The sequence below is a fragment of the Novosphingobium sp. genome, from assembly GCF_030699305.1.
In the GTDB taxonomy this organism is placed as follows: Bacteria; Pseudomonadota; Alphaproteobacteria; order Sphingomonadales; family Sphingomonadaceae; genus Novosphingobium.
Map to the genome: position 1 here is coordinate 91225 of NZ_JAUYNB010000033.1, position 21755 is coordinate 112979.

A 21755-nucleotide genomic window follows, 5' to 3' on the forward strand; every position below is an offset into this window, starting at 1 on the left:
GTCTATTCCGCTGCCAGCAACCGTTCCGCCGCGCCAAGGTCCACGCTGACGAGGCGCGAGATTCCGCGTTCGACCATGGTCACGCCGAACAGGCGGTGCATCCGGCTCATCGTCACGGCGTTGTGGGTGACGATCAGGTAGCGCGTGTCGGTTTCCTTGACCATCGCGTCGAGCAGGTCGCAGAACCGTTCGATGTTGGCGTCGTCCAGCGGCGCATCGACTTCGTCGAGCACGCAGATCGGCGCGGGGTTGGTGAGGAACAGCGCGAAGATCAGCGCGATCGCCGTCAGCGCCTGTTCCCCGCCCGACAGCAGGGTCAGCGATTGCAGGCGCTTGCCGGGCGGCTGGGCATAGATCTCAAGCCCCGCTTCGAGCGGATCGTCCGAATCGACCAGCGCCAGATGGGCCTGCCCGCCTTCGAACAGGCGGGTGAACAGGCGGCGGAAATGGCCGTCGACCGCCTCGAACGCAGCGCGCAGCCGTTCGCGCCCTTCGCGGTTGAGGCTGCCGATCGAACCGCGCAGGCGGTTGACCGCTTCGGCCAGTTCGGCCTGTTCCGCCGCGCTGGTGCCCTGCCGGGCCTCGGCGGCGGCGAGCTCTTCGGCGGCGACGAGGTTGACCGGGCCGATCCGTTCGCGGTCGGCCACCAGCCGGTCATGCGCGGCGGATTCTTCCGGAGCAGAGGCGACTTCGGCGGACGCGAAGCCGAATCGTTCGGGCAGCAGCGGGGGCGGGCACTGGAACCGTTCGCCCGATATGCCGGCCATTTCCTGCCGCCGCGTTTCCTCATTCTCGGCCCGCGCGGTCGCCCCGGCGCGGGCCTCGCGGGCGGAGGAAAGTGCTTCGTTGGCGGCGGCAAAAGTGGTTTCGGACCGGCGCGCGGCCTCGGCGGTCTGGGTGACCTGCGCATCCGCAGCGGTCAGTTCGGCGGCAAGCCGCGTGCGGATCGCGTCCCCCGCCTCGATCTCGCGCAGCAGGCTGGCGGGCTTGGCGGCGATGACGGCGCGCTCCTCGGCGATTTCCTCGAACCGGCGGGTCATCTGCGACAGGCGGCTGGCGGCGTCCCCGGCGCGGGCCTGCCAGCCCTTGATATCGCTGCGCTGGGTGGCGGTGCGTTCGCGCGCGACGGCGAGCGCGGAATCGTGCGCGGCCAGTGCGGCGGTGGCGGCTTGCAGCCCGGTGCGGGCGGCATCGTGGCGGGCCTGCGCAGCGGCCAGCTGGGCGCGGCCACTGGCCATGTCGGGCAGGGCGGCACGGCGGGCTTCCGCGCCGTCGCGCTCTGCCTCGGCCTGTTTGCGCTGTTCGGCCAGATCGGTCGCGGCGGCGGCGAGTTCGGCGCGGCGTGCCTCCAGCCGGGCCTTGGCGGCTTCGGCCTGATCGACCCCGCGCAGCGCGGCGCGTTCGGCATCGGCGGCGGCAGCGGCGGCGCGTTCGGATGCGACGATGGCAAGCTGCAATTCGCTGAGTGCAGCGATCACGCGGGCCTGCGCGGCCTCTGCCGTCGCAGCGGCATCACGCAGCGGGGGCAACTCGTCCGCCAGCGCGGCAAACCGGTTTTCGGCCTCCAGCCGCGCCGCTTCCGCCGCGCCCTCGCCGCGTGCGACGAAGCCGTCCCAGCGGCGGATGCGCCCGGCCAGCGTGACGAGCCATTCGCCCGGGCCCAGCACGCGGCCATCGTCTGCTTCCGCGACATGAACCAGCGCCAGTCGTGCGGTCAGCTGCGGCGGGCATTCAGGGACGTGCGCGGCAAGGCTGTCCGCGACCGGCTGGGGCGCAGCGGCCCCGGTCCAGTAACGCCCGTCCTCGTCCGCCGGAGCCGGGCCCAGCGCGGTTTTCGCATCGCGGCCCAGCACGGCGGCGAGCGCGCGTTCATACCCCGGCGCGGCGCGCACCGCATCGAGCGCGACCGGCAGGCCATGTTTCGCGCTGGCCTGCTTGGCCCGCGCTTCACGATCACGCAGCAAGGCAGAATACTCGCGTTCCACCCCGGCCAGTTCCGCGCGCGCGGTGGCGAGCGCGCTGGAGGCGGTGTCGCGCTGCGCCTGCAAGTCGCCCTTGCGGGCCTGCTGCGCATCCAGCGCGGCGCGGGCAGTGGCCAGTGCCTCGGCAGCGGCGGCGCGGGCGCGTTCGGCTGCGGCCAGCGCGGCGTCGGGATCGCCTTCGCGGCCCAGACTGTCATGCAAGTCCTGCTGGCGGCGCGCATCGGTGTCCAGCCGGGCAAGGCGCTGGTCGGCAGCGGCGAGGGCGGCGTCGGCGACGCGCCATTCCGCCTCGACCCCGGCCTGCTGGGCGGTGGCGTTGGCGAGGGTCAGTTCGGCGCTGCGCAGCGCGCGGTCCGCTTCTTCCAGCGCGGCGAGCGCGGCGGGACGGCGCTGCTCGTCGGCGGCGAGGGCCGTTTCGCTGGCGGCGAGTTCGCGCTCCAGCCGCCCCAGCGCTTCGGCGGCATCACGGGTCAGCCGGTCGGCATCGCCCCGGTCCTCCTCCAGCCGCTGGTGCTGCCGGTCGAGGTCTTTGAGGCGCTGTTCGGCAGCTTCCAGCTGGCTGGTCAGCTGGGCCATGCGGTGGCCGTGGGCGGAGCTATCGTCGCGCCGGTCGGCCAGTTCGTCGCGCGCTGCGGCCAGCGCCTCGGCGGCGGCGTGCTGGGCGTCCTGCGCGGCTTTCATCGCGGCTTGCGTGTCGGTAACGCGCGTTTCCGCCGCTTGCGCCTCGGCCCGCGCGGCAGTGGCGGCGGCGGCGGCATCGCGCCAGCGGGCAAACACCAGCCGCGCCTCGGCCACGCGGACCTTGTCCGACAGCGCGGTATAGCGTTCGGCGGCGCGGGCTTGCCGGCGCAAGCTGGCGATCTGCTGGTCCAGCCCGGCCATCAGGTCTTCCAGCCGCGCGAGGTTGGCCTCGGTCGCGCGCAGTTTCTGTTCGGCGTCCTTGCGCCGAACGTGCAGGCCCGCGATCCCGGCGGCCTCTTCCAGCATCATCCGGCGTTCGGCGGGCTTGGCGGCGATGACGGCGGCAATCCGCCCTTGCGAGACCAGCGCGGGGGAATGCGCGCCGGTGGCGGCGTCGGCGAACACCAGCGCGACGTCCTTGGCCCGCACATCGCGGCCATTGACACGATAGGCGCTGCCCGCGCCGCGCTCGATCCGGCGGACGACTTCCAGTTCCTCGCGCGCGGCGGTTTCGGCGACCAGCACCACTTCGGCAAAGTCGCGCGGCGGGCGCTGCGCGGTGCCCGCGAAGATCACGTCTTCCATCCCGCCGCCGCGCATCGACTTGGCCGAGCTTTCGCCCATGACCCAGCGGATCGCTTCGAGCAGGTTGGATTTGCCGCAACCGTTGGGACCGACGACCCCGGTCAGCCCCGGTTCGATGCGCAGTTCAGCCGGCTCGACAAAGCTTTTGAAGCCGGAGAGCCTGAGCCGTTTGAAGCGCATCGGACCGGGCCAGTTTTCCCGTTACCCCCGGCTTAGCGGGCGCCCAGCCGTTCGAGGTCGGCCTTCAGCTTGTCCCAGGTGTTGTAATCGGTCTTCTTGCCGTTGACGATGAAGGTCGGCGTGCCTTCGACCTGGTATTGTTCGCCCTGCTGCTGAGTCTGCGCGGCCAGCTTTTCAGCCTTGCCCGCATCGGCCAGACAGGCGTTGGCCTGATCCTTGGAAATGCCGCGCGCGGTGACGTATTCAGTCAGGCCGGTCAGTTCGCCCAGAGCCGGGCCGCGCTGGGCGGGCGGCAGCGCAAATGCGGCCTGCTGCTGTTCCTTGCTGGCGGACTGCGCCTTTTCGAAGATGCCTGCCTGATAGGCAAACACCTGATCGGTCAGCGCGAAGAAGGTTTCCGGCGTGCCGCACTGGGTCAGCTGGGTGGCGGTGAGGTCGATCGCGTCGCGCACGAAATTGCGCAGTTCATAGCTGACCCGGCCGCTGGCGACATAATTGTCGCGCAGTTCGGCACTGGCCGCTTCGGCGAATTCGGCGCAGTGCGAGCAGGTGAGCGAGGCAAACTCCACCACCTTGATCGGCGCATCGGGGTTGCCCATCCGGTATCCGCCTTCGACCGTGATCGCCACGGTTTCGGACCACGATTTGCCAGCGGGCGCGGCGATCCTGGCGATCGGTTCACCAGTCGGCCCGGCAGGCACGTCGGCCTCCTTGCTGCAAGCGGCAAGGCCAAGGGCCAGCGGGGCCAGCGCGGCGGAAAGCAGGATGCGGCGGAGTGCGGTCATCTTGGGTTCGTCCTCAAACATGGAAGGCCGGCAGGCTAACCCGGCGGCGCGGGGGATTGGAAGGATCGGGGTGGATTGGCACACAGCCTTCTCCACAGGGGAATTGCCGAACCATAGCAAAAGCGCGGTGAAACTAAAGCCGTGCTGCGATCTGCGGTTCCAGCAGATCCCAGCCATTGGTGCCGAGCAGCAGTTGCCCGTTCAGCGTGAATGACGGGGTGTGGTCGATTCCCGCTTTGTCCGAAGCTGCCGAAATCGCGGCCAGACGTTCGGCCAGCGCGTTGTCGTTCAGGCATTTGTCCAGCGTCATCCGGTCATAGCCGCGCGTTGCCATCATGTCATAGAAATGGAAATCGCTGGCGACGGCGCGCATCCGCATCGCGCGGTCGCCGCTGTACCAGCGGTTGCGCTGCGGCGGGGTGGCCCGCGCGATGGTCTGCAGCCACTTGGACTGGCTGCGCAGAAACATCGAATGGTTGATCAGGAACTTCGATGGCGGGCCGCAATTGACCAGCTGGGCGATGGTGGCATCGACCGGATCGCGCAGGACGTGGTTGATCTCGACCGAGACAGCGCCCGACTGGACGTATTTCAGCCGCAGCGGCGCTTCGGACGCCATGTGAAAATCCGCGCAGTGCGAACAGGTATAGCTGACGTATTCGCCCAGTTTCACTTTGGCGTTGGGGTTGCCCAGCACGTGCGTGCCGCTGGGCGTGCGGGCGACGACCGCGTTCCAGTTGGCCGTCGCGGCAACCGGGCGGGGTGCGGCCTTTTTCGCCGGAGGGGCGGCGGCAAGGCTGGTGGAGGCGATGGCCAGCACGGCCAGCAGGCGGAGCGCACGCATTAGTTGGTCTTGTCCCCTTGGTTGGTCCCCAGACTGCGCGCCAGCGATTCCAGCACCGTGCGCAGTTCCGGATCGCCGATATCGCGCAGGCTTTCACCCAGTTCCAGCGGAATCGGGCGGAGCGATGGCGGCGCGGCAGTGGTCGGTCTGGCAGGCGGAGCCTTAACCTCGCCTTGCCGGATTTTCACTTTGGATACTGCCTTGTAGCCGAAGAAGCGGTTCACCCGTTCGATGATTTCCGGGGTCACGTGCTGGATGATCGGCGCGTGCGCGGGCACGACCACCAGTTGCAGGATACCGTCGACTTTCTCACCCATCGGAAAGCGGATCGATTCCGGCGCGCAGATCCGCGCGTGGGTCGGCCCGACGATTTCCGGCCAGCGGGTGACGACGCTGGATTGCACGAACCCGAACCGGCGAAACGCGGTGCGGCCGATTTCGGGCATCAGATCCGCGATCGCGCGCACGCCGGACCCGCGCGGCCGCTCAAACTTGCGGGAGGCGCCAGTTTTGTCACCGGTCTTGTCACCGTGCTTGGTCATTGTGCGCGTTCCATTGTGCCCAGCGCTTTGCCATAGCACCGCCATGGACGCCAGCACGCAGACCAACGCCGCCCACTTGCTGGACTGGTATGACCGCAGCGCGCGCGCGCTGCCCTGGCGCAGCCCGCCGGGATCGCCGCCGCCCGATCCCTACCGGGTGTGGCTGTCCGAAGTGATGCTGCAACAGACCACCGTGGCGGCGGTCGGCCCCTATTTTGCGAAGTTCACCGGGCGCTGGCCCACGGTCGAGGCGCTGGCGGCGGCGGACGAGGGCGAGGTCATGGCGGCATGGGCGGGGCTGGGCTACTACGCCCGCGCCCGCAACCTGATCGCTTGCGCAAAAGCCGTCGCGGCGCGCGGCGGGCAGTTTCCGCAAACGGAAGCGGACTTGCGCGAATTGCCGGGGCTGGGCGCCTATACCGCCGCCGCCGTCGCCGCGATTGCATTTGGGCAGCGCGCGGTGGTGGTCGATGCCAATGTCGAGCGGGTGGTGGCGCGGCTGTTTGCGATTGATGAACCATTGCCGGGTGCGCGCAAGGCGATCCGGGTGCGGACCGAGGAGATCACCCCGGACCGGCGGGCAGGCGATTTTGCGCAGGCGATGATGGATCTGGGGGCGACCGTCTGCACGGTGCGCAGCCCCCGCTGCCTGCTCTGCCCGCTCAGCCACGCCTGCGCCGGGCGTGCGACAGGCGCGGAGCGGTTCCCGGTCAAGCCGCCCAAGGCCGCCAAGCCGCAGCGGCGCGGGCGGGCGTTCTGGATCGGGCAGGGCGGTGCGGTCTGGCTGGTGCGGCGCGGCGGCACGGGGATGCTGGCGGGGATGCGCGCGCTGCCCGACGATGGCTGGAGCGCGCGAGGCGATGGTGCGTCGGAACCGCCGCTGCCGGATGCGGCATGGGAAGGCGGCGGGACGGTGCGGCACGGCTTCACCCATTTCGATCTCGATTTGCAATTGATGCTTTATTCAGGCGGCGATTGGGTTAGTTTCCCGGCCGAAGCGGGTGAATGGTGGCCGCTGGACCAGCTGGAACAAGCTGGCCTGCCCACCCTGTTCGCCAAGGCTGCGGCGCTTGCGCTGGCACAAAAAGAGCAGGTGGGAGAATACCTTGTCCGGTGAATATCAAGTTGAACTGACGCGCCGCCGCCTGTTGTCGTCCGGGCTATGGCTGGGCGCGGGGGCCGGGCTGGCCGGGCTACCGCTGGGGGCGGCACTGGCCAGGTATCCGGCGCTGCCGTGGACGAATGTGACCGCACTGATCGACAGCTATGTGAGCCAGCGCAAGCTGGCCGGGGCGGTCGCGGCGATGGGCCGCTGGCACCAGCCCGCGCGAATCATCGCGCGCGGCAGCCATGCGCTGGACAAGTCGGCGCGGATCGGCGCGGACAGCTTGTTCCGGATCTATTCGATGACCAAGCCGATCACCGGCATGGCCGCGATGATCCTGATCGACGAAGGCAGGCTGGGGCTGGATCAGCCGATTGCCGACCTGCTGCCAAAGTTTGCAAAGCAGCAGGTGCAGGTGACGCCCGACGGTTCGGTCACCGAGCTTGTGCCCGCCACCCGCGCGATCACGGTACGCCACCTGCTGACCCATACGGCGGGGCTGGGCTATTCGATCATCCAGCAAGGTCCGATCAAGACCGCCTATGAACGCGCGGGCGTGGTGCCGGGGCAGGTCAGCCGCACCCAGGTGCGCGGGCTGCCCGATGTGCCGACCGCGCCCAGCCTGGCCGAGTTCGCGGACCGGCTGGCGCAGCTGCCGCTGGTCTATGAGCCCGGCACGCAGTGGAGCTATTCGGTCAGTCTGGACCTGCTGGGCCGGGTGATTGAACTGGCCAGCGGGCAATCGTTCGAAAGCTTTCTGCACCAGCGGCTGTTCGGCCCGTGCGGCATGACCAGCACATTCTTTCAGGTTCCCGTCCGCGCGGCCGCGCGCCTGACGGATAACTATGGGGTCGGCAAAGCCGGTCTGGTGCCGCTCGATCCGGCGCGCAATTCAGTTTATCTGGACCGGCCCGCGTTCCCGTTTGGCGGTGCCGGACTGGTATCCAGTCCGCGCGATTATGACCGGTTTCTGCTGATGCTGCTGGGCAAGGGCGTGCTGGGCGGCAAGCGCGTGATGACCGAACGGGCCGTGGCGCTCGGCACGTCGAACCTGCTGCCCGAAGGCGTCGTCACGGCGGGCACGATGGTGGCAGGGGCCGGGTTTGGCGCAGGCGGCCGGGTCGGGCTGGGCAATGGTGCGGGCCAGTATGGCTGGGGCGGGGCGGCCGGGACGGTGGCAATGGTGGACAGCGTGCGCGGGGTGCGCGCAGCCTTCTACACGCAATACATGCCGTCCGACGCCTATCCGCTGCACGCCGATTTTCCAAAAGCGGTCGCGGCGGACCTGATTGCGCTGGGGGCAGGATAATGACCATGCAGATTGCTTTTGCCGGATCGCGGCTGGACCGCGCCGATCACATCCGCGCCGATCCGGACCGGCTGGAAAGCCTGATGGACTGGCGCGCCCGGCTGCTGAAGCTGGATGGGCTGGACCCTGAAATCACGCCCGAAGGCACGCTGGCCTGGGGCACCCTGGCCGATGCCGCGCCGGGCAGCGAACTGGTGTTCCTGGGTCTGCGCGATGGCAAGGGCTGCTTTGCCGAAGTCGCGACCAAACTGATCGGTTCGGTCGCGCCTGCCAATCCGCGGCTGTGGGCGGCGATGTCGGCGCTCGATCCGGAAGAACTGGCGACGTATGGCGCGGCGCGATCGCTGGTCGATTGGCACGCCCGCCACCGGTTCTGCGCGCGCTGCGGTGCGCCAACCCGGCTGGCCAAGGGCGGCTGGCAGCGCAACTGCACCAACGACGCCTGCAAGGGCGAGCATTTTCCGCGGGTCGATCCCGTCACGATCATGCTGGTCGAACACACGGGTCGCCTGCTGCTGGGCCGCCAGCCGCGCTTTCCCCCGCGCCGCTTTTCTGCGCTGGCCGGGTTCGTCGAGCCGGGCGAAAACATCGAGGAAGCGGTCGCGCGCGAGGTGCATGAAGAAGCCGGGGTGCGGGTATCGTCCGTCTCCTATATTGGCAGCCAGCCGTGGCCGTTCCCGTCCAGCCTGATGATCGGGTGTTATGCCGTGGCCGAGGACGACTCGCTCATCGTCGATACCACCGAACTGGAAGAGGCCGACTGGTTCACGCGCGATGAAGTTGCCGCCGCGATGGCCGGGGATGAGAACGGCCGCTTCCTGGCGCCGCCGCCGCAGGCGATTGCGCATCACTTGCTGAAATGGTGGCTGGATCGATGACTGAACCGGCGAAACTGACGATCGACATCTATTCCGATGTCATGTGCCCGTGGTGCGTCATCGGCTATAATCAGCTCAGCAAGGCGCTGGACGAACTGGCGGGCGAGATTGAGGCCGAAGTGCGCTGGCTGCCGTTCGAGCTGAACCCCGATATGCCCGCCGAGGGCGAGAGCCAGGAAGAGCACATCGCCCGCAAGTATGGCCGCACGCCGGATCAGATGGCGGCCAACCGGGGGCAACTGCTCGCAGCGGGGGACCGTGCGGGCTATTCGCTGCGTTATGCCGGGGCGGGCGATCCGCCGCCTGCGATGATGTGGAACACCTTCGCGGCACACAAGCTGCTGAAATGGGCGCTGATCGAGGCCGGGGCTGCCGTTCAGACCGCGCTGAAACGGGCGCTGTTCGATGCGCATTTCCAGCAGCGCCGCAATGTCTCCGATGCGGCCGTGCTGGTGGATATTGCCGCGTCGGTCGGGCTTGATCCGGCGGGCGCCGAAGCCGCGCTGGCGGACGAAGTGCTGGGCGTGGTGGTCCGGCGTGAGCAGGCCGCTGCGTGGGACATGAACATTTCGGGCGTGCCCGCGATGATCGTCAACGGCAAATACATGATCCCCGGCGCGCAGGAACCGGAAGTTTACGCCAATGCCTTGCGCCGGGTGGTGGCCAAGGGCGGGTAACCGCCGCGCTAACCGCCACTTTACCGCAGTTGTTGGCAACCAATTCAAAAGTTTATGCGATTACGGTGATCGTTACCGGGTCAGCCCGGATTGTCACAAGAGGTCGCCATGCCAGTATCGTACGCGCAGATTATCCGCTTTCTGGGCCGTCTGCGCGATGATTGCGCCGGGGTTTCATCGGTTGAACTGGGGATTGTCATCTCGCTGGTGGGGCTGGCGGCCCTGCAAGCGCTGACTTCGCTGGGCGGAGAGGTTGAAAGCGATGTTGGCGCGGCCACGGCGGTCGTCGTGGACAAGCGCGCCGAACGCGCCGATCCGTTTGCCATGGCGGGGAACGATACCTTGCTGAACGGCGATTCCAGTTCGCAGAATAGCGCGGAAAACCCGGCCGAGCCGCCGCCGGCGGCCGGGCAGGTCTATACCCAGCAGCCCGCCCAGCCGCCGCAGGTGCTGATGGAGCCGCCAATGCCGTATTACGGTCCGTAAAGTGACAACCGTGCCGCGCAACATTGGTTCGGGGCGCAGCGGCCGCTGCGGCTCTGGGCGGCGCGGCTGCGCGAATGGTGGCGACCGCTTGTCACGGCGACGCTGCTGTGCGCGGTCATGCTGGTGCTGGGTCCATCCGATCCGGCCGACCGGCGCGTGTCGGACCGCTTGCTGGTCCGGCAGGCCGTGTCGGCGGACCCGGCCTTGCTGGTCGTGGAGATCGACCCGGCGGACCTGCGCGCCAGCGGCGGGGATGAATTCGCCGTGGTTCTGACCGGCGGAATCGACGCCGCCCGGGCGGCCGAACTGGTCAAAGCGATGCGGCGCGCGATTGCGCAGCCGTGCAGTCTGACCAGCGTGAATGCTACCGTGACAGTCGGGGCGGCAGTGGGCCACGCGGTGTCGAACGAGCATGGCGAAGCGATCAAACCGGCCGAACTGCTCCGCCGCGCCGACAAGGCGATGTACCGCGACAAGCTCCGCTCGAAACTGAAAGCGGCCTAAACCAGTCCCAGCCGGGCCAGATTGGCAGCGAGCTCGCCGGGCAGGAGATCGCCCGCCGTTTCACCATCGGCGAGGTCGCGCGGGGCGTCTGCTTCGCTCAGATAGCGCCAGCCCTGATGGGCGCGCTTGGGCGCGGGGTGGATGTCGATCAGGCGGCCCGAAATCACGATGTGGGTGCGTCCGCCCTCGGCTTCCTCGAACCCCAGGATTTCGGACCGGGCGACCAGCTGATGCTTGTAGATCCAGAACAGCGAACCGTTCGGCGACCCATCGGCGGGGACGATTTCCGGATGACGCTTGGGCAAATAGCGCGTGGTCAGCCGGGCGACATCGCCGCGCTGGCTGAACCAGCCGTGCAATTCCTCCAGCGACTGCGCGCCGTAAGCGACTTTGGTGAGGTGCAGCGGCATGGGCGGATTATCCGACCAGTCCCGATGCGACCGCCAGCCCCAGGAACGCGAAGAAGCCCATCGAATCGGTAATCATCGTCACGAACACCGAACTGGCGACTGCCGGATCCTGCCCCATGCGGTCCAGCGCGACCGGGACGATCACCCCGGCAAGGCCGGCGGTGATGATGTTGGTCAGCACGGCGGTGGCGATCACCGCGCCCAGCAGCGGGCTGGAAAAAACCAGTGCAGTGGCCAGCCCGATCAGCGTTGCCACCGTTACCCCGTTGAGCATGGCCACCCGCAGTTCGCGCCACAGGATGCGCCCGGTGTTGGCGCGGGTCAGCTGATTGGTGGCCATGGCGCGCACCGCCACCGCCATGGTCTGCGTGCCCGCATTGCCGCCGATCGAGGCGACCATTGGCGACAGCGCGGCCAGCGCAACCAGCTTTTCGATTGCCCCGCCAAAGCTGGAAATGATCGTCGCGCCCAGCAGCGCGGTCAGCAGGTTGGCAACCAGCCAGCGCACCCGGCTGACATAGCTTTCGCGGATCGGTTCGTTGACGTCGCCGTCACCCGCACCGGACAGCAGCAGCACGTCCTCGCCCGCTTCTTCCTGAATGATGTGGACCACGTCATCGACCGTGATCTGCCCCACCAGCCGCCCGCTTTCATCGACCACTGCGGCCGAAATCAGCGCGTACTTCTGGAACCGCAGCGCGACTTCTTCCTGATCCATGCTGACCGGGATCAGCGTCTGGTCGCGCTGCATCACGTCGGTCAGGCGGATCGAGCGCGGGGTGCGCAGGATCCAGCTGAGCGCGCAGGTGCCGACCGGGTGGTGACGCGCATCGACGATGAACACTTCCCAGAACTCGTTGGCCAGTTCCGGACTGTCGCGCAGGAAATCGATCAGGTCGCCCACGGTCATGTGTTCGGGCACGGCCACGAAATCGCGGCTCATCAGGCGGCCGGCGGATTCTTCCGGATAAGCCAGTGCGCTGACGATGGCGGCGCGGTCTTCCGGCTCCATCTCGGCCAGCACGGCCTGCTGGTCATCCTCGTCGAGGTCTTCCAGCATCGCCACCGCGTCATCGGTGTCGAGCTGTTCGGCGATGTCGGCGATGGCTTCGGCGGGGAGCGATTCGACCAGCAGTTCGCGGACGTGGTCGTTCAGCTCGGCGAACACCTCGCTGCCCATCAGGTCGTTGATCGCCTTGGCCAGCGCGGGGCGCTCGTCCGCTTCGATCAGTTCGAACAGATCGGCGATATCGGCCGGGTGGAGTGGTTCGACCAGCGCGTAGACGGTTTCCTGATCGGCCTGCGCCAGCGCATCCTGCACACGGCGGACGAAGCGCTTGGTCAGGGTGTTCTCGTGGTCCAGACTGTCCGAATCGCGCGGCGGATCAGCCGCGAGGGCGGCCTGGTCCAGCAGGTTGGGATCGCGATCATCGGCCGTCATCGGGCGAGGTCTAGGCCGGTCGCGCGCAAAAGCAACCGGGCAGCACTGTCAAAGGCGTGACTTTGTGGCCGGGCACCTTATATCCCGCTGCAATTGCCACAGGAGACTATAATGGCCGACGAATACCTGACCCTTTCGCTCGACAGCGGCGGCGACGTGAAGATCAAGCTGCGCCCCGATCTGGCCCCCGGCCACGTGGCGCGCATCATCGAACTGACGCGCGAAGGGTTCTATGACGGGGTGAAGTTCCACCGCGTGATCCCCGGCTTCATGGCCCAGGGCGGCTGCCCCAACGGCACCGGTATGGGCGGTTCCAGCAAGCCGGACCTCAAGGCCGAATTCAACGCCGAACCGCACGTGCGCGGCGTGTGCTCGATGGCGCGCACCAACCAGCCGAACACGGCCAACAGCCAGTTCTTCATCTGCTTCGATGACGCGTCGTTCCTCGACCGCCAGTATACCGTCTGGGGCGTGGTCGAAGAAGGCATGGAACACGTCGACGCGCTGCCCAAGGGCGAACCGCCGGCGAACCCGGGCAAGATCGTGAAAGCGACTGTTTCGTAAACCAATTACCCCCTCCTCTGAAGAGGAGGGGGCTTTTGTTTGTTTATGGCGCGGGCGGAATGGCCACCCGGCGCGCGGTGAGGATCTTCACCGGCTTGTCCAGCATCTGGCCTTTCAGCGGCCCTTCGCCTTTTTCGGGCGGACGCGGCGCTTCCCAGATCTTCAGCACCACATCCATGCCGGTCACCACCTGACCGAACGCGGCGAACCCGGCCTGCAGATCGGGATTGTCGGATTTCGGATCGGCGTCCAGCCCTTCGAGATCGGCCACCAGAATCGAGAAATCGGCCATTGCCGTGCCCGGTGCATGGCGCGCCATCGAAATCGCGCCGCGCTTGTGCAGGATGCCGGTGAGATTGGTCGGCTCGTGCGCAATCGGTTTGAGCACTTTGAGCGGGTTGGATTGCAGCCCGCCCTGAATCAGGCCGTTGGGCGGCGTCCCCCACGGCAGATGCATCGCGCGATAGAACACCGCGCCATCGAACTTTTTCAGATCGACATAGCGCACGAAATTGGCCGTCGTGATCGGCGCGCGCTTGTGATCGAGGTCCAACTCGATCGTCCCCGCCTCGGTCACCAGCGCGACCCGCACCGTATCAGCCAGTGGCACCGGGGCAGGCGCGGGCGCGACGGGGCGCGGCTTGGCGGCAACGGTGCGCGGCTTGGTCTTGGGCGGCGCGGCGGCGGCCAGCATGAACAGTGCGGGAATGGCGAGCAGGGCGAATCGGTGGTTCATCGCTGCATTATGTCGCGCGCGCGCCTGAACGCCACCTGCGCGGAAGAGGGGGCAGGTAGGGAACCTAAAGCCCCGCGTTCACCAGCCAGTCGTGGAAAATCCGCACGGCGCGCAACTCCAGCGCGTGCGGGCGGCAGACGAACCAATAGGAATAGGGGCTTTCCACTTCGATATCGAACACTTTGGCCAGCCGGGTATCGGCGCTGCGGTTGAAGTGATCGTCGTGCATGATCGCAATGCCCAGGCCGTTGGCGGCGGCTTCAAGGATCAACTGGCCCGAATCGTAGTGGTCAATCGCCGCCGGTTCCAGATCTTCCATCCCCAGCGCCTTTTTCCAGGCGGTGAAACTGGCGGGCAACTCGGTGTGGATCAGGAAGGTCTGACGCGACAACGTGTCAGCATCGGGGTTCGGCCCGATTTCTGCGGCCAGTGCCTTGGACGTGAAGGCATAGACCCGGTTGTGGTCCAGCCGCACCGCGTGAAACGCCGGGTCAGGCTTTTTCGCCAGGATGATCGCGGCGTCCAGCGTATCGCCGACGCGCTGTTCCAGGTGCGGGCTGGTATCGAAATCGATATGCAGGCGCGGGTTCTGCTTGCGCAGTTCCGGCAGACGCGGGAACAGCCGCTGCGATCCGAACAGCGGCAGGATGCCCAGATGCAGGCGCAGCACCTTGCTGTCCTCGATCTGCCCTTCGACTGCGGCGGCCAGTTCATCGAACTTGGGGCTGACCGCATCATAGAACGCAGTGCCTTCGTCGGTCAGCTTCATCGCCTGATGCTGGCGCGTGAACAGGCGCTTGCCGATGAACTCTTCCAGCGCGGCCACGCGGCGTGACAGCGCGCTGGGCGACAGGCCCAGTTCGTCGGCCGCAGCGCGGGCGCTGCCCAGCCGGACGATCCGCACGAACGCTTCGATCGCGCGCAAGGGAGGAAGGCGGCGGATGGCCAAGGCGGTTACTCTTCGGAAGCATCCCGGGAAGTCGGAGGATGCAATCGCAAACGCGTAACGTGTTTTTCGTTGCCTGCAATCACTTCCAGCTTCCAGCCGCTGTCATGGTCCAGAATCGCGCCGACCGGCGGAACCGCTTCGGCCAGCAGGAACGCCAGGCCGCCCAGCGTATCGACGTCTTCCTCAACCTCGCCCAGCCGCGGATCGACCGTTTCGCCGACCTCTTCCAGTTCGACCCGTGCATCGGCTTCCCACATCCCGCCATCCAGCGGAACCAGCAAGGCCTGCGGCGCGTCGTCGTGTTCATCCTCGATCTCGCCGACGATTTCCTCGACCAGATCCTCGATCGTGATGATCCCGTCCGTCCCGGAATATTCGTCGATCACGACCGCCAGATGGACCCGGCTGGCGCGCATATCGGCCAGCACGTCGAGCGCGCCGCGCGCCTGCGGCACGAACAGCGGCTGGCGCAGCAGCGTCGTCCAGTCCCTGGGCGGTGCCTTGGCGGTGGCGAGGTAGGGGAAGATGTCCTTGATCAGCATCATCCCGACGATCTCGTCCAGCGTATCGCGGTAGACCGGCATGCGTGAATGACCATGCTGGGCAAATGCGGCGACCATTTCCTCCCAGGTCGCGGTTTCGGGCAGCGCGATGATCTCACCGCGCGGAATCGCCACGTCATCCGCGTCATGCTCGCTGAAATGCAGCAGGTTGCGCAGCATCTGCCGTTCAAGCGGGGACAGGTCGCCCGCAGCGGTCTTGCTGCCGGTTTCCTCCTCGTGCTCGTCGATGGCTTCTTCCAGCTGCGCGCGGAGCGACTGGTCAGGCTCCGGCGTACCGATGAACTTGCGGACCATGCGCCAGACAGAGCGTCTACTGTCCGGTTCTCCAGAATAGGGTTCGGGCATCGCCCCTTGGGTATCCTTGTTGATTCAGTGGTCCCCATATGGGTCGGCAATGCCCAGCAGGGCAAGTGCCTTTATTTCCAATTGCTCCATCGCGCGGGCATCGGCGGGCGATACTTCGTGGTCGTGCCCGGCCAGATGCAGCAGCCCATGCACGATCAGGTGCGCGGCGTGGTGGTCCAGCGGCACCTGTTTGTCAGCCGCTTCACGGGCGCAGGTTTCCAGCGCCAGCGCGATATCGCCCAGCAATTCCGGCGGTCCGGCATGGGGCAGGGCCAGCAGATCCGCGCGTTCCAGCATCGGGAACGACAAGACGTTGGTGGGCTTGTCCTTGCCCCGCCATTCGCGATTCAGCGCATGAACTTCGGCGTCATCGGCAAACAGCAGGCTGGCCGACAGCCGCGGGTTGGCCAGTTCCGGTGCCTGACCGGCCAGCGCGTCGGCCGCGCGGCCAGCCAGTGCAGCCCAGTCGGCGTGATCCGGCCAGGCCGCTTCAAGCGAGATTTCAAGGTCCATCGCGGTCCTTTAGCGGGTTGAGCGGGCCAAAGTCGAGCATCTGGGAAGGCTGGGCGTGCCCGTTACTTCGCGCCCAGCAGGTTCTTCTCCCAGAACTGCAATTCGGTCCAGAACTGGTAGTCCTGGTTCTCCTTCTTGCCGAACCCGTGGCCTTCGTTCAGCCCGACCAGATGCCAGGCCGTGCGGCCCTTGGCGCGGACGGCGGCGACGGCCTGATCGGCCTCGCTTTTCGGCACGCGCGGATCGTTGGCGCCGGTAATGACCAGCAGCGGGATCGAGAGTTTGTCGATCTGGGTCAGCGGCGAGATTTCCAGCAGCTTGGCGCGCTGCTTCGGATCGCGTTCATCCCCGTATTCGACCCGGCGCAGATCGCGGCGATAGCTCTGGGTGTTTTCGAGGAACGTCACGAAGTTGCTGATCGCGACGATGCAGTCCGCCGCCTTGAACTGCGCGCCGTACCGGATCGCGCTGGCATAGCACATGTACCCGCCATAGGAGCCGCCCTGCACCGCCATGCGGCCCGCGTCGATGGCGGGATCGGCCTGCAACCGATCGAGGAATGCGCCGATGTCCTTGACCGAATCCTCGCGCTTGAACGGCCCGTTATCCAGGCTGACGAAGCGCTTGCCGAAGCCGGTGGAGCCGCGCACGTTGGGATAGAAGACCGCGACGCCCAGTTCATTCAGCAGGTAATTGGCGCGGCCCCGGAAACTGGGGGTGCTTTGCCCTTCCGGCCCGCCGTGGATGTTGACGATCAGCGGGCGCTTGCCGGGGAACTTGGCCGGATCGGGACGATAGAGGAAGCCCGACACGGCCTCGCCATCAAAGCTTTTCACTTCGACCAGTTCCGGATCGACATTGACCGCCGGGTTGAGGCCGCCGGTTTCGCTTTCCGTCCAGCGGGTGACCGCCAGCGTTGCGGGATCGACCGAGAACGCGTCGGTCGGCACCTTGGCCGAAGAGATGGTGACGCCAATCGTGCCCCATGGCGCGATCTTCATCCCGCCGATCACGCCCCTGGGCAGGCCGGAGACTTCGCGCACCGCGCCGGTTTTCGGATCGAGCAGCTTCAGCTTCGTAATGCCCGCCTCGTTCGTCACATAAGCGATGAAGCTGCCATCGGCGGCGATATCGAACCCTTCGACGTCCCACTTCGGTTCGGGCGAGCGGGGGGTGAACTTGCCGGTCTTGACGTCGAGCGAGCCGAGCCGCTGGAAATCGCTGCCGACGTCGCTGGTCACCCACAGCTGCCCGTCGGGTGCATATTTTGCGTCGCCGTGCGAAATCGCGACCTTGTGATCGCCGATGGGCGTCATTTTGCCGCTGGCGAGGTCCAGCGCATAGAGGTCCGACTTCTGAACCGAGACGTAATTGGCCACGACCGCCCTGGCATTGCCCGGCGCGAAATCGGCAATCGCCCAGCCGCCGCCCTTGACTTGCGCCACCATCCGCGTGGTCCCCGGATTGCGCGGGTCGGCCACGTATAGGTCGCCGTCGGTGCCGTTGCGGCGCGTTGAACTGTATCCGATCAGCTTGCCATCGGCGCTGATCGCGTTGAGCGCGTTGCGGCTCTTGCCGTCGGTCAGCAGGGCCAGGCGGCCGTCCTTCAGCGTGTAGAGCTGCCAGAATTCATCGCCGCCCTTGTCCTTGCGCACCACCAGCGTGCCATCGGTGCCGACATAGCTCCCGCCCAGCGGTTCGACTTCGAAACTGATCTGGCGGCGGGCCATGCCGGGGCCGGCCACGGTGTGGAGCTGCGCGACGTTGCCAAACCGGGTCGACACCAGCATCGCGCGGGTCACCGGGTCCCAATCGAGGAACGCGGCGGTGCGGAATTCCATGTAGGGGCGGGTCGCATCGACCAGCGCCATCGGGACGGCAGGCACGCCGTCTGCCTCGATCCCGGCGGGCTTGGGCGCGACCGGAGCGGTGTCTTGCGCGAATGCAGGCGTCATCGACAGGGTGAGGGCGGTCAGGCCCAGCAGGATGGAGCGCATGGCGGAGTGTTTCCTGTTGTTGGTCTCTGGCCGCAGAGTGGCGGGGACAGGGGCAACAGGCAACCGGCTTATCGACGAACCGCTGACAACGCCCCGCCGCTGCGCTAGATCATCCGGCACAAGGAGAACCCGATGGATCGCACTGCCGTGCTTGCCCTGCTGACCCGCTATTACGCTGCGTTCAACGCGGGTGACTGGGAAGGGATGCTCGATTGCCTCGATGACGGCGTGATCCACGACATCAACCAGGGCAAACGCCAGCGCGGCAAGGACGCGTTCCGCAGCTTTCTGACGCATATGGAGGCCTGCTATCGCGAGCGGCTGGACGGCATTGTGCTGATGGCCAGCGACGATGGCACGCGCGGCGCGGCGGAGTTTATCGTCCACGGCGAATACCGCGCGACCGATGAAGGCCTGCCGGAAGCGGCGGGGCAGACCTATACCCTGCCGGCGGGGGCATTCTTCAGCATCGCAGGCGGGCGGATCACCCGCGTCACGGTTTATTACAATCTGGCCGACTGGACCGCGCAGGTCGGCGGATGAGCGTTGCCGTCCGGCTGTTGACGGGCGCGGACTTGCGCGCCGCGCTGGACGATCTGGCCGCACTGCGGATCGCGGTCTTTGCGGCGTTCCCGTATCTGTATGACGGGTCGGCGGAGTATGAGCGCGAATATCTGGCAGAATTCTCCGCCGCGCCCGCTGCGGTGCTGATCGCCGCGTTCGATGGCGCGCGGATCGTCGGCGCGGCAACCGCCTCACCGCTGAGCGCGCAGGATAACGCGATCCGCGAACCCTTCCTGCGCGCCGGGATTGATCCTGCTGGCATATCCTATTTCGGTGAAAGCGTACTGTTGCCGGACTATCGCGGGCAGGGGATCGGCCATGCCTTCTTCGACCACCGCGAAGCCGCCGCGCGGCAGTGGGGCGCGGCGCAGGCCAGCTTTTGCGCGGTGGTGCGGCCCGGCGATCATCCGGCCCGGCCGGCTGATTACACCCCGCTGGACACTTTCTGGCGGCGGCGTGGTTATACCCCTGTCGATGGCCTGACCGGCGAATTCAACTGGCAGGAACACGGCGAGCCGGGCGAAAGCCCCAAGCCCATGCAATTCTGGATGCGCCACTTATGACCAGCTTCACCGTCGCCGCCGCGCAATATCCGATCGAGGAGCTGGCCGATTGGCCGGCCTATGTCGCCAAGCTGACGGGCTGGGTCGAACGCGCGGCTGAAGGCGGCGCGGCGCTGGCGGTGTTCCCGGAATACGGGGCGATGGAACTGGCCTCGCTCGCCCCCGCGACGATGAGCGATTTGCGCGGTTCGATTGTGACCGTGTCGGCGCTGTTGCCGCAAGTGGATGCGCTCCATGCGGAACTGGCCGCGCGCCACGGCCTGCACATTCTGGCGGCCAGCGCCCCGGTGCAGCGAGAGGATGGCCGGTTCGTCAACCGCGCGCGGCTGTTCACACCGAATGGCAAGGTGGGCGTGCAGGACAAGCTGATCATGACCCGGTTCGAGCGCGAGGAGTGGGGCATCGTCGCAGGCGCACCGCTGCGGCTGTTTGAGACGACGCTTGGCAAGATCGGCATAACCATCTGCTATGACAGCGAGTTTCCACTGCTCGCCCGCGCGCTGGTCGAAGCGGGAATGGAACTGCTGCTGGTGCCATCCTGCACCGAGGCCGCGCTGGGCTATTGGCGGGTGCGGATCGGCGCGCAGGCCCGCGCGCTGGAGGGGCAGTGCTACGTGGTCCACAGCCCCACCGTCGGGAACGCGGACTGGTCCCCGGCGGTTGACCGCAATCGCGGTGCGGCGGCGATCTATGGCCCGCCGGACCGGGGCTTTCCCGATGACGGCGTGGTCGCGCTGGGGAAGATGGACGCGGTGCAGTGGGTGTTCGGCGCAGTCGATCTGGACCGCGTGGCGGATCTGCGCGCCGATGGCGGCGTGCTGAACGCGCGCCACTGGGCCGAACAGCCCGGTGCGGCGGACCTGCCAGCAGTTGAGGTCGTGGGCTTGCGATAAGCGGTCTGGCGCGGCACAATGCACCGATGCGTTTGTTCCCGATTGCAATCTCCGCAGCGTTGCTGCTGGCCGTCCCTTTTTCGGCCCCCTTATCCGCGCAACCTGCCGCCGCACCCGCGCCGCAGACGGTGGACGAAGCGCTGGCGCTCGCTCCGGCCGGAACGCGCTTCGGGCTGCTGGTGGTGGACGATCAGGGCCGTGAAATCATCGCTATCCGGGCGGATGACCGGTTCATTCCCGCGTCCAACACCAAGCTGTTCACCACCGCCACCGCCTTTGCCCTGCTGGCTGACAAGGTCGCTGCGGCCAAGCTGGGGACGGATGCGTTCGGGCGGTATGCGCCCGGCGCGTTCATCGGTCTGGCTGAGCGGGACGATGGACCGCCGCACGTGATCCTCTACGGCCGGGGCGATGCGCAGATGTCGAGCGCGGCGGATTGCAAGCGCGATTGTCTGGCCGAACTGGCGGATTTCGTGGCCCGCAAGACCCGGCGGGTGGGCGATATCGTGGGCGATGACAGCTGGTTTCCCGACCAGCGCTGGAGCCCGGGGATGAGCTGGAACAATATCGGCACCGATTCCGGCACGGCCATATCGGCGCTGTCGCTCGACAACAACGAAGTGCCGGTGGTGATCGCTCCGGGGGCGGAAGGGCAGCCGCCGATCGTCGAAATCGCGCCGTATTACACCGTGCGCAACGAAGCGGTGACGATCGCGGCGGGCGGCACGACGCGGCTGGGTTTCGACCGTGCGATCAATGGCACGGACCTGCGGATTTATGGCGAGATCGCGGTGGGCGCGCCGCCGTTTCGGGACCGGCTGGGGATCGATGATCCGGCGCACTATACCGCCTGGCAGCTGCGCCGGATGCTTGAAGTGCGCGGGGTGAAGGTGGATGGCGCGGTGCGCGCGCAGCATCGCCTGGTCAGCCTGATCGACGATCCCAAAGTGCGCGAGGGCCGCGATGTGCGCGTGCCAATGCCGCGCGCCGCGTTCATGGGCGGCCACACCGCGCCGCCGCTGGCCGATACGATCCGGATCGTCAACAAGGACAGCCAGAACCTCTATGCCGAACTCCTGCTGCGGCGGGTGGGCAAGCTGGAAGGCACCGGATCGCTGGCAGACGGTATCGTCGGACTGCATTCCGTAATGGCGGCGGCGGGAGTGGCGCGCGGCTGGTATGACTTTTCCGACGGGTCCGGGATGTCGACCTACAACCGCATTTCGCCGCGCGCGGCGGTGACCTTGCTGCGCTGGGCCAAGGCCCAGCCATGGGGGCGGGACTGGGATGCTTCGCTGCCGGTGGGCGGGGTGGATGGAACGCTTGCCCGGCGGTTCAGGGGGACGGCGCTGGAAGGGAAAATCCGGGCCAAGACCGGAACGCTCAACGCCACCAACACGCTGTCGGGATACCTTGTTGCCGCCAGCGGGCGCGAACTGACGTTTTCCATCCTGGCCAACGACGTGCCGGACGACGGGCGTGCGGTTCCGGCAATGGACGCAGCTCTGGGACTGATCGCGGCCACGAATTGAAACGGTTTCCAACCGGAATGTTGCGCAGTTGCAACAAAATTACGGCAACGGCGAAAAACCGTTCAGGCGCGGCAGTTGAACGGGGTTTCAACTCTGGCGCTGCTGCGTCGGCGCGTTACTGTTGATC

The 21755-nt window shown here is 67.0% G+C and carries 22 protein-coding genes; 11 read left to right on the forward strand and 11 right to left on the reverse strand.

The window, feature by feature from the left end; all coding sequences use genetic code 11:
- Positions 1–2 precede the first annotated feature (2 nt).
- From smc to Q8Q53_RS13250, 4 genes are all read right to left on the reverse strand, one after another.
- Positions 3–3428, reverse strand: coding sequence for a chromosome segregation protein SMC (smc, locus tag Q8Q53_RS13235; RefSeq protein ID WP_305702247.1), 3426 nt, complete (start codon positions 3426–3428; stop codon positions 3–5).
- Between the two features lie 32 nt (positions 3429–3460).
- The gene (locus tag Q8Q53_RS13240; RefSeq protein ID WP_305702248.1) at positions 3461–4213 is read right to left on the reverse strand and encodes a thioredoxin domain-containing protein; all 753 of its coding nucleotides are present in this window, start codon (positions 4211–4213) and stop codon (positions 3461–3463) included.
- Positions 4214–4346: 133 nt separating this feature from the next.
- Positions 4347–5057 (reverse strand): thioredoxin domain-containing protein, encoded by a 711-nt coding sequence (locus Q8Q53_RS13245; RefSeq protein ID WP_305702249.1) that lies wholly within the window; start codon positions 5055–5057, stop codon positions 4347–4349.
- Complete coding sequence (locus Q8Q53_RS13250; RefSeq protein WP_305702250.1) at positions 5057–5599, reverse strand: DUF721 domain-containing protein; 543 nt, start codon at positions 5597–5599, stop codon at positions 5057–5059. Before Q8Q53_RS13250 ends, Q8Q53_RS13245 begins: the two co-directional genes overlap by 1 nt.
- A gap of 43 nt (positions 5600–5642) precedes the next feature.
- On the opposite strand from Q8Q53_RS13250, the gene Q8Q53_RS13255 reads away from it, so the two are divergent.
- From Q8Q53_RS13255 to Q8Q53_RS13280, 6 genes are all read left to right on the forward strand, one after another.
- Positions 5643–6716, forward strand: a complete 1074-nt coding sequence (locus Q8Q53_RS13255) for an A/G-specific adenine glycosylase (protein ID WP_305702251.1) — start codon at positions 5643–5645, stop codon at positions 6714–6716.
- The gene (locus Q8Q53_RS13260; RefSeq protein WP_305702252.1) at positions 6706–8013 is read left to right on the forward strand and encodes a serine hydrolase; all 1308 of its coding nucleotides are present in this window, start codon (positions 6706–6708) and stop codon (positions 8011–8013) included. Before Q8Q53_RS13255 ends, Q8Q53_RS13260 begins: the two co-directional genes overlap by 11 nt.
- Positions 8013–8891, forward strand: a complete 879-nt coding sequence (gene nudC, locus Q8Q53_RS13265) for an NAD(+) diphosphatase (RefSeq protein WP_305702253.1) — start codon at positions 8013–8015, stop codon at positions 8889–8891. The genes Q8Q53_RS13260 and nudC overlap by 1 nt, the downstream gene beginning before the upstream one ends.
- The gene (locus Q8Q53_RS13270; protein ID WP_305702254.1) at positions 8888–9568 is read left to right on the forward strand and encodes a DsbA family oxidoreductase; all 681 of its coding nucleotides are present in this window, start codon (positions 8888–8890) and stop codon (positions 9566–9568) included. Before nudC ends, Q8Q53_RS13270 begins: the two co-directional genes overlap by 4 nt.
- 108 nt (positions 9569–9676) lie before the next feature.
- Positions 9677–10054 (forward strand): hypothetical protein, encoded by a 378-nt coding sequence (locus tag Q8Q53_RS13275; protein ID WP_305702255.1) that lies wholly within the window; start codon positions 9677–9679, stop codon positions 10052–10054.
- A gap of 123 nt (positions 10055–10177) precedes the next feature.
- Positions 10178–10558, forward strand: coding sequence for a diguanylate cyclase (locus Q8Q53_RS13280; RefSeq protein WP_305702256.1), 381 nt, complete (start codon positions 10178–10180; stop codon positions 10556–10558).
- On the opposite strand, the gene Q8Q53_RS13285 is transcribed toward Q8Q53_RS13280, so the two are convergent.
- Positions 10555–10968: a DUF1489 family protein gene (locus Q8Q53_RS13285; protein ID WP_305702257.1), complete on the reverse strand. Its 414-nt coding sequence runs from the start codon at positions 10966–10968 to the stop codon at positions 10555–10557. The two genes, Q8Q53_RS13280 and Q8Q53_RS13285, sit on opposite strands and share 4 nt — an antisense overlap.
- 7 nt (positions 10969–10975) lie before the next feature.
- A complete protein-coding gene (mgtE, locus tag Q8Q53_RS13290) occupies positions 10976–12409 on the reverse strand; it encodes a magnesium transporter (protein WP_305702258.1) in 1434 nt (477 codons plus the stop codon).
- A gap of 111 nt (positions 12410–12520) precedes the next feature.
- On the opposite strand from mgtE, the gene Q8Q53_RS13295 reads away from it, so the two are divergent.
- The gene (locus Q8Q53_RS13295; RefSeq protein ID WP_305702259.1) at positions 12521–12973 is read left to right on the forward strand and encodes a peptidylprolyl isomerase; all 453 of its coding nucleotides are present in this window, start codon (positions 12521–12523) and stop codon (positions 12971–12973) included.
- A 43-nt stretch (positions 12974–13016) separates the two neighbouring features.
- Here the strand turns inward: Q8Q53_RS13295 and Q8Q53_RS13300 are convergent, their stop codons facing one another.
- From Q8Q53_RS13300 to Q8Q53_RS13320, 5 genes are all read right to left on the reverse strand, one after another.
- Entirely contained in the window at positions 13017–13709 is a 693-nt protein-coding gene (locus Q8Q53_RS13300) for a peptidylprolyl isomerase (protein ID WP_305702260.1), read from the reverse strand.
- Positions 13710–13773: 64 nt separating this feature from the next.
- The gene (locus Q8Q53_RS13305; protein ID WP_305702261.1) at positions 13774–14658 is read right to left on the reverse strand and encodes a LysR substrate-binding domain-containing protein; all 885 of its coding nucleotides are present in this window, start codon (positions 14656–14658) and stop codon (positions 13774–13776) included.
- A 5-nt stretch (positions 14659–14663) separates the two neighbouring features.
- Positions 14664–15515, reverse strand: a complete 852-nt coding sequence (locus Q8Q53_RS13310; protein ID WP_305702262.1) for a hemolysin family protein — start codon at positions 15513–15515, stop codon at positions 14664–14666.
- A 75-nt stretch (positions 15516–15590) separates the two neighbouring features.
- Entirely contained in the window at positions 15591–16079 is a 489-nt protein-coding gene (gene ybeY / locus Q8Q53_RS13315) for an rRNA maturation RNase YbeY (RefSeq protein WP_305702263.1), read from the reverse strand.
- A gap of 62 nt (positions 16080–16141) precedes the next feature.
- A complete protein-coding gene (locus Q8Q53_RS13320) occupies positions 16142–18076 on the reverse strand; it encodes a prolyl oligopeptidase family serine peptidase (RefSeq protein WP_305702264.1) in 1935 nt (644 codons plus the stop codon).
- 132 nt (positions 18077–18208) lie between these two features.
- On the opposite strand from Q8Q53_RS13320, the gene Q8Q53_RS13325 reads away from it, so the two are divergent.
- Genes Q8Q53_RS13325 through dacB form a run of 4 tightly spaced genes read left to right on the forward strand, consistent with a single transcriptional unit; the run spans position 18209 to position 21628 of the window.
- Positions 18209–18619, forward strand: coding sequence for a ketosteroid isomerase-related protein (locus Q8Q53_RS13325; RefSeq protein ID WP_305702265.1), 411 nt, complete (start codon positions 18209–18211; stop codon positions 18617–18619).
- Positions 18616–19203, forward strand: coding sequence for a GNAT family N-acetyltransferase (locus Q8Q53_RS13330; protein WP_305702266.1), 588 nt, complete (start codon positions 18616–18618; stop codon positions 19201–19203). The genes Q8Q53_RS13325 and Q8Q53_RS13330 overlap by 4 nt, the downstream gene beginning before the upstream one ends.
- Entirely contained in the window at positions 19200–20096 is an 897-nt protein-coding gene (locus Q8Q53_RS13335) for a carbon-nitrogen hydrolase family protein (protein WP_305702267.1), read from the forward strand. Before Q8Q53_RS13330 ends, Q8Q53_RS13335 begins: the two co-directional genes overlap by 4 nt.
- A gap of 26 nt (positions 20097–20122) precedes the next feature.
- Positions 20123–21628 carry a D-alanyl-D-alanine carboxypeptidase/D-alanyl-D-alanine-endopeptidase gene (gene dacB / locus Q8Q53_RS13340; RefSeq protein WP_305702268.1) on the forward strand — a complete coding sequence of 502 codons (1506 nt, stop codon included), beginning with the start codon at positions 20123–20125 and terminating at the stop codon, positions 21626–21628.
- The last annotated feature ends 127 nt before the right edge of the window (positions 21629–21755 follow it).

Excerpts from the sequence above, each read along its gene's own strand:
- smc (WP_305702247.1), bottom strand. The coding sequence starts at position 3,428 with ATGCGCTTCAAACGGCTCAGGCTCTCCGGCTTCAAAAGCTTTGTCGAG.
- Q8Q53_RS13240 (WP_305702248.1), bottom strand. The coding sequence starts at position 4,213 with ATGACCGCACTCCGCCGCATCCTGCTTTCCGCCGCGCTGGCCCCGCTG.
- Q8Q53_RS13245 (WP_305702249.1), bottom strand. The coding sequence starts at position 5,057 with ATGCGTGCGCTCCGCCTGCTGGCCGTGCTGGCCATCGCCTCCACCAGC.
- Q8Q53_RS13250 (WP_305702250.1), bottom strand. The coding sequence starts at position 5,599 with ATGACCAAGCACGGTGACAAGACCGGTGACAAAACTGGCGCCTCCCGC.
- Q8Q53_RS13255 (WP_305702251.1), top strand. The coding sequence starts at position 5,643 with ATGGACGCCAGCACGCAGACCAACGCCGCCCACTTGCTGGACTGGTAT.
- nudC (WP_305702253.1), top strand. The coding sequence starts at position 8,013 with ATGACCATGCAGATTGCTTTTGCCGGATCGCGGCTGGACCGCGCCGAT.
- Q8Q53_RS13270 (WP_305702254.1), top strand. The coding sequence starts at position 8,888 with ATGACTGAACCGGCGAAACTGACGATCGACATCTATTCCGATGTCATG.
- Q8Q53_RS13275 (WP_305702255.1), top strand. The coding sequence starts at position 9,677 with ATGCCAGTATCGTACGCGCAGATTATCCGCTTTCTGGGCCGTCTGCGC.
- Q8Q53_RS13285 (WP_305702257.1), bottom strand. The coding sequence starts at position 10,968 with ATGCCGCTGCACCTCACCAAAGTCGCTTACGGCGCGCAGTCGCTGGAG.
- mgtE (WP_305702258.1), bottom strand. The coding sequence starts at position 12,409 with ATGACGGCCGATGATCGCGATCCCAACCTGCTGGACCAGGCCGCCCTC.
- Q8Q53_RS13295 (WP_305702259.1), top strand. The coding sequence starts at position 12,521 with ATGGCCGACGAATACCTGACCCTTTCGCTCGACAGCGGCGGCGACGTG.
- Q8Q53_RS13300 (WP_305702260.1), bottom strand. The coding sequence starts at position 13,709 with ATGAACCACCGATTCGCCCTGCTCGCCATTCCCGCACTGTTCATGCTG.
- Q8Q53_RS13310 (WP_305702262.1), bottom strand. The coding sequence starts at position 15,515 with ATGGTCCGCAAGTTCATCGGTACGCCGGAGCCTGACCAGTCGCTCCGC.
- ybeY (WP_305702263.1), bottom strand. The coding sequence starts at position 16,079 with ATGGACCTTGAAATCTCGCTTGAAGCGGCCTGGCCGGATCACGCCGAC.
- Q8Q53_RS13320 (WP_305702264.1), bottom strand. The coding sequence starts at position 18,076 with ATGCGCTCCATCCTGCTGGGCCTGACCGCCCTCACCCTGTCGATGACG.
- Q8Q53_RS13325 (WP_305702265.1), top strand. The coding sequence starts at position 18,209 with ATGGATCGCACTGCCGTGCTTGCCCTGCTGACCCGCTATTACGCTGCG.
- Q8Q53_RS13330 (WP_305702266.1), top strand. The coding sequence starts at position 18,616 with ATGAGCGTTGCCGTCCGGCTGTTGACGGGCGCGGACTTGCGCGCCGCG.
- Q8Q53_RS13335 (WP_305702267.1), top strand. The coding sequence starts at position 19,200 with ATGACCAGCTTCACCGTCGCCGCCGCGCAATATCCGATCGAGGAGCTG.
- dacB (WP_305702268.1), top strand. The coding sequence starts at position 20,123 with ATGCGTTTGTTCCCGATTGCAATCTCCGCAGCGTTGCTGCTGGCCGTC.